General features: G+C 62.9%; 9 protein-coding genes and 1 pseudogene. 3 read left to right on the top strand and 7 right to left on the bottom strand.

Annotation, left to right across the window (positions count from 1 at the left end; translation table 11 throughout):
* Positions 1 to 6: 6 nt before the first annotated feature.
* From ACCQ13_RS13905 to ACCQ13_RS13895, 3 genes are all read left to right on the top strand, one after another.
* Complete coding sequence (locus tag ACCQ13_RS13905) at positions 7 to 582, top strand: GNAT family N-acetyltransferase (protein ID WP_104603170.1); 576 nt, start codon at positions 7 to 9, stop codon at positions 580 to 582.
* 221 nt (positions 583 to 803) lie between these two features.
* Positions 804 to 1,868, top strand: coding sequence for a glycosylasparaginase (locus ACCQ13_RS13900; protein WP_104603183.1), 1,065 nt, complete (start codon positions 804 to 806; stop codon positions 1,866 to 1,868).
* Complete coding sequence (locus ACCQ13_RS13895; protein WP_104603171.1) at positions 1,865 to 2,596, top strand: copper homeostasis protein CutC; 732 nt, start codon at positions 1,865 to 1,867, stop codon at positions 2,594 to 2,596. The genes ACCQ13_RS13900 and ACCQ13_RS13895 overlap by 4 nt, the downstream gene beginning before the upstream one ends.
* Before the next feature lie 102 nt (positions 2,597 to 2,698).
* Here ACCQ13_RS13895 and xopL read toward each other — a convergent pair whose 3' ends face one another.
* From xopL to ACCQ13_RS13860, 7 genes and pseudogenes are all read right to left on the bottom strand, one after another.
* Positions 2,699 to 4,348 carry a type III secretion system leucine-rich repeat domain-containing effector XopL gene (xopL, locus tag ACCQ13_RS13890; RefSeq protein ID WP_223214460.1) on the bottom strand — a complete coding sequence of 550 codons (1,650 nt, stop codon included), beginning with the start codon at positions 4,346 to 4,348 and terminating at the stop codon, positions 2,699 to 2,701.
* Positions 4,349 to 4,565: 217 nt separating this feature from the next.
* Positions 4,566 to 4,902, bottom strand: a pseudogene (locus ACCQ13_RS13885) (exo-alpha-sialidase); the annotation flags it as partial.
* A 247-nt stretch (positions 4,903 to 5,149) separates the two neighbouring features.
* On the bottom strand, positions 5,150 to 5,347 hold the full coding sequence (locus tag ACCQ13_RS13880) for a hypothetical protein (protein WP_104603173.1): 198 nt from the start codon (positions 5,345 to 5,347) through the stop codon (positions 5,150 to 5,152).
* 299 nt (positions 5,348 to 5,646) lie between these two features.
* Positions 5,647 to 6,366 (bottom strand): M48 family metallopeptidase, encoded by a 720-nt coding sequence (locus ACCQ13_RS13875; protein WP_104603174.1) that lies wholly within the window; start codon positions 6,364 to 6,366, stop codon positions 5,647 to 5,649.
* A 23-nt stretch (positions 6,367 to 6,389) separates the two neighbouring features.
* A complete protein-coding gene (locus ACCQ13_RS13870; RefSeq protein ID WP_104603175.1) occupies positions 6,390 to 9,680 on the bottom strand; it encodes a type I restriction endonuclease subunit R in 3,291 nt (1,096 codons plus the stop codon).
* Positions 9,677 to 10,864, bottom strand: a complete 1,188-nt coding sequence (locus ACCQ13_RS13865) for a restriction endonuclease subunit S (protein ID WP_159407366.1) — start codon at positions 10,862 to 10,864, stop codon at positions 9,677 to 9,679. The genes ACCQ13_RS13870 and ACCQ13_RS13865 overlap by 4 nt, the downstream gene beginning before the upstream one ends.
* Complete coding sequence (locus ACCQ13_RS13860) at positions 10,864 to 11,979, bottom strand: virulence RhuM family protein (protein ID WP_104603016.1); 1,116 nt, start codon at positions 11,977 to 11,979, stop codon at positions 10,864 to 10,866. Before ACCQ13_RS13860 ends, ACCQ13_RS13865 begins: the two co-directional genes overlap by 1 nt.
* Positions 11,980 to 12,099: the final 120 nt, after the last annotated feature.

Raw genomic sequence — 12,099 nt, 5'->3', positions numbered from 1 at the left:
CACACGATGAGCTTGCCCACCTTCGCACCGCAGCGGCATGCCGGTGGCGTTGCGCTGTGCGACCTGGCCGGCGTCGATCCGGCGGCGGTGGCCGACTATCACGTGCGCAATCGCGCGCACCTGGCCGATGCGATGCCACTGCGGCCAACCGCGTTCTACACCGTAGAAGGCTGGCGCAGGTTGTGCATTGCCTATCGCAGCGCGGTGCCAGGCGAACGCGAACTGCAACTGGTGCTGCTGACCGGGCAGCAGGTGATCGGCACGGTGGGATTCACCCAGATTCAGCGCGGTGCGTTGCAGGCCTGCCATCTGGGCTATGGACTGGACGCCGCCTGGCAGGGCCGTGGCCTGATGCAGTGGGCCGCCGCACAAGGCATTGCGTTCGTGTTCGGTCCATTGAGATTGCACCGGGTGATGGCGCAATACGTGCCGGAGAACGTGCGCAGCGCACAGGTGTTGGCACGGCTGGGTTTCCAGATCGAAGGCCGCGCGCGGCGTTATCTGCAGTTGAACGGGGTGTGGCGCGACCATGTGCTGACCAGCCTGTTGCGCGACGATGACGAGCAGACGGCGGTCGAGTGAGGTGGCGGTGGGGCAGGCGTGTCCGGCGCATGGGCGAACCTGCAGCAACCCGATGAGTGCAGCGCGTTGCAGGGCCAGGCGGCCAGTGCTGCGCATTGGCCGTTGTGCCTGGATCCGCATCCACGCAGGCCGCCAGGCGGTTTATCTGCAGGCCGTGCTGCCGCATCATGGCAAGCTGCCGCCTGGTGCGCGGCAGTCGTTTTGGTCATGGAGTCGCCTGGATGATTCAACGCCGTGGTTTTCTCAAGAGCGCCACCCTGGGCGCCATCGCTTCCGGCCTGGCCGGGTGGGGCGCGCGTGCGCAGGCCGCGGCCGCAGGCACGGCGGCGGTACGTCCTTCGGCATTGCCCAAAGGTCAGGCACGGGTGATTTCCACCTGGGATTTTGGCGTGGCCGCCAATCAGGCCGCGTGGAAGATCCTGAGCGCCGGTGGCATGGCGCTGGATGCGGTGGAGGCCGGCGTGCGCGTGCCCGAAGCGGACCCGAACAATCCGACGGTGGGCCTGGGCGGGTATCCGGATCGCGATGGGCGGGTGACGCTGGACGCCTGCATCATGGATCACCTGGGCAATTGTGGCGCGGTGGCATCGCTGGAAGACGTGGTGCATGCCATTTCGGTGGCGCGCGCGGTGATGGAAAAGACCCCGCATGTGATGCTGGTGGGCGACGGCGCGCGGCAGTTCGCACTTGCGCAGGGCTTTCCGCAAACCAGGTTGTTGACGCCGAGTTCCGAAGCGGCGTGGAAGCAATGGTTGAAGACCTCCCAGTATTCGCCCGAGGCCAATGTGGAAAACCGCGCCTGGCGTGATGCCAAGCTGCCCGGCGGCAAGGACAACCACGACACCATCGGCATGCTGGCGCTGGATGCGCACGGCAATCTGTCCGGTGCGTGCACCACCAGCGGCATGGCGTGGAAGATGCACGGGCGGGTGGGCGACAGCCCGATCATCGGCGCCGGCCTGTATGTGGACAACGAGGTGGGCGGCGCGACCTCTACCGGCGTGGGCGAAGAGGTGATCCGCAATGTCGGCAGCTTTGCAGTGGTGGAAATGATGCGCCAGGGCAAGTCGCCGGCCGATGCCTGCCGCGAGGTGGTGATGCGGCTGATCCGGCGCAAACCGGAGCTGACGCGCACGCTGCAGGTGGGGTTCCTGGCGATGAACACGCGTGGCGAGGTGGGCGCCTTTGCGATCCAGAAGGGCTTCAGCTATGCGGTCTGCGATGCGCAACGGCAGGATCTGCTGGTGCCCGGCGACAGCCACTACACCACCGAGCCGGCCGCATGAGTGCGTTGGGCCTGGAAGTGGCCGCCGATTCGGTGGCATCGGCCGTGGCTGCGCAGGACGGCGGGGCGATGCGGGTGGAGTTGTGCGGGGGGCTGGATGGCGGCGGGTTGACGCCGTCGTTCGGCACGTTGGCGGTGGTGCGCGCGCGCTTGCGGATTCCGCTGTATGTGCTGATCCGGCCGCGTGTGGGCGACTTCGTGTTCAGTGCCGATGAAGTGGAGGCGATGCGCCGCGACGTGCAGCAGTGCGTGGCGCTGGGCTGCGATGGCGTGGTGCTGGGTGCGCTGGATCGCGATGGACAGGTCGATAGGGTCACGATGCGCGTGTTGATCGAGGCGGCCGGCCCGCTGGGCGTGACCTTCCATCGTGCGATCGACGTCAGTGCCGAGCCCGCGCGCGCGCTGGAAGATGCGATCGCGCTGGGCTGCGAACGCGTGCTGACCTCCGGTGCACGCGCCAGCGCCATCGAGGGCGTGGACGTCATCGCCGCGCTGGTGCGGCAGGCCGCCGGTCGCATCGGCATCATGCCCGGCGCCGGACTCTCCGAGCACAACCTCTGCATGGTACGGCAGCGCACCGGTGCCCACGAATTCCATGCTTCGGCGCGTGGCATGATCGCCGCCCAGGTGTCGTCTCCGCACCCGTATATCCGCGATCTGGGCGGAGACTATCAGCGTACCGATATCGTGCGGGTACGACGGATGGTGGACGCGTTGCAGCAAGAGTGAAACACGTGCAAAGGGTCGTTTCGCCAAAGTAGGCGCTGCCTGATTTGCTCAAGCACAATCACAGCAATGCTTGATTGGCCGCTCTGCATGTCGCGTTTGCCGCTACCGCTGGCGTGAATGTTCCGAGGTTGTTTGCTGTTCGCTATCAGAGTCGTCGCTGACCCGTTCGGGAATGTGCAGCGTGAAAGAGGGAAGGCGCGCCCGTTCTTCGGGGTGTGCATTGACAATCAGCTCCCGGGTCTTCCACATCTGGACTGCCTTGGCCAGCGTCGCTGCGTCGAGCTGGCTTCCTTCGTGATAAACGAACTGCCCGAGATGATCGACGATGCCCAGGTGCGCGCTCTTCTGCGCCTTCCAGTTGCTGACGTTCGTGTAGTGGCGGCTGAAGCCTTCCTCCGTCGGGTCTTCGACCCTTGGGGATGGGCCTGCCATGTCGCTCACCCGTGCCAGAAAATGGCCATCCCTGCTTTCCTCCAGCATTTTCTTCAACACCGGAATCTGGCCGAAGGTGGTGGGAGTTCCGGGGTGGCGCTTTTCTGGAAGATAGGATGGGGCATCTTCCAGAAAGGGATTTCTTTCCTCATCAATGACCGTGCTAAGCATAGCCTGTGCGGTGTCTTCGATGCGTTCGAGCGCAACCTTGTGCAGAAGTTCGGTTGTAGTCGCCGTGGAGGAGGATGCGCTGGCTTGATTGCCGGCAATAGGGGGCGAGAGATCCGGGGCGACCTGGCCAGTCCGCTCTGGTTCGGCGGGGCGCGCAATCAGACGATGATGGTCGAGTTGCGCTTGTAAATGCGGCGGCACCAGGATAATGCAACTGGCAGGTAATCTGGCGATCGACGAGGGCAGTCTGGATAGATTTTCGCAGCCTCGCAGATCGAGTTCTTCGAGTTGCGTCAAGCGGTGAATGTCCAGCGGCAGCGTGCGCAGGTTGCTGCAGTCTTTCAGACTCAGTCGTTTCAATGGCGCGCTGCCGCCAAAAATCGGAGGATAGTTGCACAGCGCCGTGCAGCCTTCCAAATCAAGTTCCTCCAGCCTTGGCATTTGATGGATGGCCGGGGCAAGGGCGGACAGCGGCGAATTGCGTATCTGTAGCGTTTTCAGGCTTTGCAGGCCGGTGATGGAAGCCGGAAGCGATGTGATCCCGGTTCCTACCAACTGCAGCTTCTGCAGGTTGACCAACCCCTCGTGCTCGCCGGATGCATTGGTGCGCGCCAGGCGTTCGGGAAGTTCTTTCAATTCCGGGCAGGAAAAGATGGAGAGCTCACGCAATCGGCTGAGGCTTGCGATGGATGTAGGTAGCGAGTCAAGCGGATTGTGCGCAAGCGTCAGTGTTTCCAAGCCCGCGAATTGCTGCATGGTGGCGGGAAGCTCCATCAACCCCGCCGCGTTGATCGTCATGTGCTGCAGATGAGAAAGACGGTATGCCTGATCGGGGAATTGTGGGAGGGGAACTGAGTGCAGCTCCAGCGATACCCTCCCCGGTAGGGCTGCGTCCTCCAGCATGTCGGCTGTTGCTTTCAGTGCCAGGGCGGTGCTTGTTTCGGTCGCCGGGTTGTTGCGGTTGGCCTCGCGCCATGCGCGGTGCCAGCGATCGCGATCTGCCTTGTAGTGTCGTTGCCATTGCGATAAGACGTCGCGGTAGGGGCGAAGTGCTGTGGAGCGCTGTAATAGTGAAGCGCCAACGGTCGGTGGCACACGGGGGCGACCGGGCCGGTGGCCCGGCACATATCTGAGCAGGCCGCCGAGCATGCCGGTAGGGCGCTCGGGCGCGGGGTGTGTGGGTGGGACATTGCGCGCGGTCGCAGTTGCATTGGACGCATCCTGCTCCGGCAGTCCGACAGGCATGCCCGGCAGGCGTGGTTGATCGACGCGTCGCATCGCATTCCTCGTCTTGGCTGTAGCTCACCGACGATGATCGGCATGCAATGCTATCGGCTAATCCTGCGGGGCGAAGCCATCGTCATCATTACGAAGGCTCGGCGGCGTGCCCGCACGCCGTTGTACAGCGCTCAGACTGCGTTGCGGGGGCGGGCGCCTAGCAGGAGCCGCATGCGTTGATCCGGGTGGGATCGAGCACCACACGCTTGATCCGTCGGCGCTTCCAGGTGTAGCTGATGTGCACCAACCCACCATTCCAGATGCGCGCGCCAGCCGCGATCTTCGCGGCTGTTGGGTGCCAGGATGCGTCCGCTCGGCAACTGCAGCGGCTTGTTCTTGATCGGCCCAAGGATGCCGCCCGGCAGTCGCTGCGGCGCCGACCATGTCGCCCCGTTGTCGACGGAGGTGAGACGCAGCCCCCACCACGAATTCGCTTCGCACGATAGGCAAGGCCGGAAGGACGGGAGCGCGTGCCTGCGCGCTGCAGGCAGCAAGACTTCCAGCAAGGCAGGTCAGCAGGCGCGTGGCAAACATCCGGATCCAATGCAGTGTGGACTTGATGGATACCCAATGACCAGCTTGCTCACGGTGCTTAGGTCGTCCCAGTCGGTCAGCTGATGGGCGGTGGCGACGGCGGAACGCCGCCGCCACCGCTGCACGTCTTCGATGGGCTCAGGCCACGTTGTCGTCGCATACCTGTGGCGGCAACAGCGTCTGCGGCTTCTTCGCCGATTCGGTCTGGCACAGGAAGGCCATTCGGTGCGCCGCCTCGGTGCTGTCCATGGGCTTGCCGTGGACCTGCTCGGCAACGGCATGCTGGCTGCCCGCAGCGGCGGGAACGGATTCTTGCGTAACGGTGGACGAGGACATGCAACGCTCCTGGAACCTGCAATCAAGCCGTCTACGTCGCAAGCACGCGCATCCGTAACGGAGTCAGCCGGTGATCTTGCCTGGAATCTGGTCCGCCCGATACCTTCAGGGCAACGGGCGGCGCGGCGGCACCGGATGTTCTGATAACGGCTGGGGGCGGCCCGGCTGAAGGGCCGCCGACATCACTCTATGTGTGTCAGTGACTGGCCGTGGTGTCACATCGGCGGGTTACAGGGAATTCCACTCTTCTGTGCATGGCTACCGTCAGGTGGACGCTCAGCAGGCGGTGGAACCGCCTTTCACTGACGTAGCGCCAGCTCTGCCAGGCCATCCAGGCGACGCTTTACATTTCGCCAGTCGGGCATATGGGCGTCGAGTAGTCGATGGAAGCCCTTGCCGTGATTGTGAAGCTTCAGGTGACACAGCTCGTGGAGAATGACGTAATCGATGCAAACCGCAGGCACACGGATCAGCGCCAGATTCAGGCTGATCCTGCCCAGCGGCGAGCAACTGCCCCATTGCCGCTGCATCGCCCGCAATGCGAGGGGCGGCGGCTGCTTGAGCCAGCGCAGATGCGCGGCCATGTCGGCGACGCGCTGGGGTAGCGCTTGTCTGGCACGCTCGCGTTGCCAGCGCTCCAGCGCGGTGCGTACCGCTTCGGGCGCCCGGCTGGTTACGCATATTTCGATATAGCCGCTACGCAGGCGCACGCCGTTCTGCTCTGCGTCAGGGGTCACCTTCAGTCGGTAGCGTCTGCCGAGATGCAGCACGGTTTCGCCACTGACGTAGGCGTAGGGCGTGACGTGTCGCAGGCGGCTTTCGATCGCGGTCAGGTGCAGGTGAATCCAGCGCGCGCGCCAGGTGAGGGCCTGTCGGATCTGCGCGTCGGTTGCCTGTAGCGGCGCATCCAGTCGGACGCGACCATCCGGCTCCACATGGATCGCCACGCGCGCGATGGGGCGGGTGGGGGATCGGTGGATCTGGCAGTGAATGCGGCGCTCGCCATAGGTCACCACCATGTGGTCTTGTGGGGCGGCATTTGTCACGCGCGGCTGCGCCCGATGCGCACGATGTGGATCACCTGGTCCACGATGGTCTTGGCGTGATCCAGCCCAAGCAGATCGAACATCGCCGGAAGCAGTGTCTGACGAATCTGGGACTCGATGCTGTGCGGGTTCAACGAATGTTCTGCCACCGCGTTGCGTACCACCTCGTCGATGGTGATGGCCAGCGTCACCAGCTCAGTCATCCGTTCCGCGCTATTGGCATCCATGGCCTGTTCGCCCAGCGCGAGCCGGATGACACCGAAATACGCACTGGCCTGTGGCTTGTCGGCCAGCGCTGCAGGAATTCCAGGGGGCTGCTCGCTTTGCAGGCGCTGTTCGAATGCCCGCAGTACCGCGTATTGCTTCAACGGATGGTCGAACATGGCGGCTGCCTCGGCGATGGCCTGCCGCAGCAGCTCGCCGAACACCTTTTGCGCGTAGGGATCGCCGGCCAGGTCCTGTTCGATGGTCTTGCGCAGCCGGGTCTGGATGAGGTCTGCCTCGTTACGGGTTTTTTCCTCCGACCAGGTGTGCGGGTCCTGCGACTGCCCCAGTTCGTGCACCACATAGGCGCCTTCCGGTTCACGGACCTCACGCCCGATCACCTGTTTGTCCACCAGCTTGCGGATCTGTTCTTCGTAGACGCCGTAGTCCACGGTCTCCATCGCGTCGCGCCGGGCGGTCAGTCGCAGGCCCGAGAAGAACCGCAGATCCTGCTTGTAGCGGTCGATTAGCGTATCGGGAAAGGCTGTGTCTTCGAAGAAGCTGCGCGAGGACAAGGCGGTCTGCAGGCATAAACCGAATTCGGTCAGGGCAGCATAGAAGTCCTCGCGCACGGCCTGGCGTTCGTCGTAGTCCTCGCCATCGGCGTCCCGGACGAAGTGCGGGATCAGGCGTTGTCGGAACTGTTCAAGGTCGCGGCGGTTGGTCACCCCCTCGAAGAACGCCCATAGCCGCGCATGCAGTGCGGGCAGGCGTTTGTACTCGCTGCTGACCGCGTGATACAGCCCCTGCAGGTCGGCTACATCAAAGCCGGCCTGCGTGCGGGTTTCCAGATCGCGGTAGGCGCGCACGGCGGTATCCAGCTCCGGCAGGATGCCGCGGTAATCCACCAGCAGGCCGTGGCGCTTGGCATCGTGCAGGCGGTTGACTCGCGCTACCGCCTGGATCAGGTTGTGGCCCTTCAGCGGCTTGTCGATGTACAGCACGCCATTGCGCGGCTCGTCGAAGCCGGTAAGCAGCTTGTCCACCACGATCAGCAGGTCTGGCTCGCCTTCGCCGCCGAAGGCATGCACCGTTTCGCGCTCGTAGTCTTCTGGACTGATGCGAGCATCGGTCATGGTCTGCTTCCACCACTTGTGGATGTCAGGCGCGTTGTCTTCGTCTACCGTACTGTTGCCCTCGCGGGTGTCGGGTGGGGAGATCACCACGGCGCTGCTGGCCAGGCCGGTCTGGTCCAATGCGCGCTTGTAGCGAATTGCATCGCGCTTGCTGTCGGTGGCCACCTGGCCCTTCAGCCCCAGCGGTTTGACGTGCTCGTGGTAGTGGGCGGCGATGTCCCAGGCGATCAGTTCGATGCGGTTTTCCGCGCCATACACCGCGCGCTTGCTGGCGAACTTTTTCTTCAGGTCGCTGCTCTGCGCCTCGGACAGCCCGGCGGTGATCTTGTCGAACCAGCGGTTCACCGCTGCTTCGTTGACGTCCAGCTCCGGCACGCGCTCTTCGTACAGCAGCGGCGCCACGGTTTGGTCTTCCACCGCGCGCTGCATCGAGTAGGCGTGCAGGATCGGGCCGAACTTGTTGGCGGTCTTTTCGTCCTTCAGCAGCGGGGTGCCGGTGAAGGCCAGGTAGGCCGCATTGGGCAGCGCCTTGCGCATGCGTTCGTGGGTTTCGCCGCCGTGGCTGCGGTGGCCTTCGTCCACCAGCACGATCAGATCGGGCGAGGGGTTGCGGCACTCGGGCAGCTTGGCGGCGGTGGTGAACTTCTGCACCAGCGAGAAGGTGATGCGCTCATTGCCCTGGCCGATACGCTGCGCCAGGTCGCGGCCGGTGGTGGCCTTGCTGCGTTCGCCCTCCTTGCGGGTGGCGACCGCCGAGCCGAACGCGCCGCCGCTCAGGAAGTTGCGCGCCAGCTGGGTTTCCAGGTCGGTGCGGTCGGTGACTACCAGTACCCGGCATTCCTGCAGGGCTTCATCCAGCAGCAGCGCCTTGGTCAGGAACACCATGGTGAAGCTCTTGCCCGAGCCGGTGGTGTGCCAGAGCACGCCGCCCTCCCGGCCGCCATCGGGCCGAATCTTGCGGATCTGCGCCAGCAATGCACGGATACCGAAGAACTGCTGGTAGCGCGCCACCAGCTTGCCGGCCTTGCGGTCGAACAGCACGAAGTTGCGCAGAAACTCCAGTAGCCTGGCCGGCGTGAGCAGGCCGGCCAGCAGCCGGTCCTGCTCTGTCGGCAGCATGGGTTGGTTCCACAGCGCCTGGCAGTAAGCGCGTAGTGGCGCCGGCTTGCCGGCCAGCAGCGCATCGCGCGTGGTCGCGGGCAACGCGGCGTTCTTGAGGCGATGCAGATGTGCCTCGTCGAACTGCTCGTCGCGCCAGCGCGCCCAGAATTTGGCCGGCGTTTGGGTAGTGCCGTAGCGCGCTTCGGTCAGGCTGAGCGCCAGCAGCAGCTGCGCGTAACCGAACAGCTGTGGAATCTCCTCACTGCGCTGGTTGCGCAACTGCTGGCTGATAGCCTCGTCCACCATTGACTTGCCGGCATGCCCGGCAGCCGGGCGCTTGGCCTCGATCACCACCAGCGGCAGGCCATTGACGTAGCCCACTATGTCCGGGGTGCGGCTGTGCGTGCCCTGCGCGGACAGCACCTCGCACTCTTCGGTGATATCCCAGCGGTTGGCAGCCGCATCCAGCCAGTCGATCACTGCGATGGTGGGCTGGTGCTTCTTGCCGTCGGGCATGAACTCGGTGACGGTGATGCCCAGCGCCAGCAGCTGGTATAACCGCTCGTTGGCTGCCAGCAACCCATTGCCCAGCGGCAATGCCGACAGCTCGCGCACGATCTGGTCGATGGCGCCGGGCGAGAGCGGGTAGTCCTGGCCCTTGTAGATGTAGCGCCGCGTTTGCAGCACCTCCAGCAGCCGCGGCACCAGCAGCACCTCGCGGGTGCTGCCGCACAATGCCAGGCAGTCCGCAGCGCTCAGGTACTGCCAGCCCAGGTTGCACAGCAGGTGCAGGGCGGGCAGCTGCGCGCCGGCCTGTTCGCGGGTGTCGGGGGCGCTGTGGGTCATGCGGCGCTCGTCTCTTCGGCGGGCAGGCGCACGCGGCGCTTGCCGGTGAGGAGTTGGGCCATGAGGGCTGTTTTTTCGCTGCGCAACTTTTTGATTTGGGCCTTGTGCGCATTGATGAGGTCATCTGCTGCTGTCAGAACCCTCACGGCACGCTCCTGTTCGGCGAGCATTGGAATGCGTACCTTGATCTTCTTGAAGTGTTCAAACTTCAGGTTCCACGTATCTGACACCAATCCTTGCGAATGGCGATAGAACGTAAAAATCATTTCTTCAAGCTTGAAAAGATATGCCGCAAAGCGCGCATCGATTTTTTCGTTTGGAAGAATGATGGTGTATGCGGGACTAACGATGCCTTCGATTTGGGACAGCGCCGAAACGCCTTGCCACATGCGCATGGTGTTGTAGCCAATGTCGCCAGGACAGATGCGCAGGTATTTTGACTTGTCCTCATTCGAGGTGTCTTTGCGTCCCACGCTGTCACGCAAGACAATGCCATCGTCCCGTGTAATTGAAAGAAGGGGGAGGCTGTCTTGCTTGCCTTCGATGCGCTCTGTGAATAAATCGCCCAATTGGTAAGCTTTCCAGTCTTCGCCTTCTTTCCTGCGCGAAAGAAGTTCGCACATCAGTGCCGATTTTTGGTTTTGGCTATTTTTTAGCAGTTTTTCCACGGTGACGATGGCTTGATCCCAGGTGGAGAGGATGTGGGCTATGCGGCGTTGTTCGCGGATTGGTGGAAGTGCTAAATCAACAGATTTCAGAAGAATTGTGTCCAGCTTCCCTGTTCCATGGCCTGCCGTATCGACCATATCCAAAACAATATGCTTCTTACTCTGAAGTTGGTAGGCGAAAAACCGAGCATCAAGATCGTCGACGGGAACCATCGCCTTGATATCTTGGTTGAAAGCCATATCCCGCATGGTGAGACTGATCGGCAGATCCTTCAGTAGAGCCATACCTCGCGTCACAACTAACACCGAGTTAGCAGGCGCAATGGATGCTGCGGATTTTCCTGATTCAGTCAATGTCAGCCCCGTTTCTTGCAACCAAGGCGTTTTCATGTCCCTTACAGTTACCCAAGGAAAATCGCCGGACCAGAAGGCCGGATTCTCCTTGCTTGGCGTATTGCCGGAAATAAGCTTGGTGGACTCACCAATCGTGCTACGTCGCCAGTCTTTAGGAAGCATCACAATTTCTTACCGTCATTAGCGGGTTGGCGATTTGATCCGCGCTCGTCTCGTTCACGTGCAAGCTTCTCCATGGATTCCAGGGCCTTAATGTCTTGGCTATCCGCCGCCATAGCTTCCGCCTTGCGCCGTTTTGCATCGAACACGGCATAACGCTCGTGGGCGATCTGCTGCATGCGTTCATGGCTGACGGTGCCGGCATCCTTCAACAACGGCCGTTCGTTGAATTCGACGAAGCGGTCCACGTACTGGCGCCAGTCGTCCATGCGCAGGTCCTGGCGCTGGCTGGCGCGGTCCTCGGCGTAATCCAGGAACATGGCGGCGATGCGGTTGAGCTGGGTGTTTTCCTCCGCGTGCAGGTAGTTCTTGGCCACGATGACATCGGTCTTGCGCACGCACGCGGCCTTCCAGCCAGTCAGCGCCATATTGGGCTGGTCCGGATCGGCACGTTCCACGATCAGTTGCGCGGCGGTCTTCTGGGTGACGGCGTAAAGCATCTTGTTCTGCACCACGGCAAAGAATTGGCCGGTGGCGGTGTCGTCGTCGCGGTAATCCACCGACAGGGCGAACAGGTCGCGGATCTTCTGGTAGAAGCGCTTCTCCGAGGTGCGGATCTCGCGGATGCGCTCCAGTAGCTCGTCGAAGTGGTCCCAGCCGGCTGGATCCTTCAAGCGCTCATCGTCCATCACGAAGCCCTTGACCAGGTACTCGCGCAGATGGGTGGTAGCCCACTGGCGGAACTGGGTGCCGCGCGGGGATTTTACCCGGTAGCCGATGGCCAGGATCATGTCCAGGGTGTAGAGCTGTGTGCGGTAGCGCTTGCCGTCGGCCGCAGTTGTCAAGTCTTCCTTGACAACTGCGGCCTCCTGCAACTCATTGTCCGACAGGATGTTTTTGACGTGTAGGCTGATGTTTTGCTTGGTGGTCTGGAATAATGCAGCCAGTTCCAGCTGGCTGAGCCAGACGCTGCCGTTCTCGGCGCGCAAATAGAACCGGGCAGTACCATCGTCGGTGGCGTAGAGCACCAGTTCGCCATGGGCACTCGTGCTCGGTGCACGTTCGTCGCCTGTGGCGGCCGATGTGGTTGGCGAGTCTGGGAGTTGGTGCTTACGCATCGCCAAATTCCCTCAGGCAAGCCCCTGCTCGGGCGTGTTCTCGGAACGCCCAATGGTGACCATGTGCTGCGCCGGCCGCCCAAATGGTCAGGGCAAGGGGGGGGTCAAGATGACCCCCCC

The sequence above is a fragment of the Xanthomonas sp. NCPPB 1638 genome (assembly GCF_041475635.2).
GTDB classification, from domain to species: domain Bacteria; phylum Pseudomonadota; class Gammaproteobacteria; order Xanthomonadales; family Xanthomonadaceae; genus Xanthomonas; species Xanthomonas cucurbitae.
The sequence above is the reverse complement of the archived record's forward strand: the minus strand, read 5'-3'. Positions and strand labels throughout refer to the sequence as shown.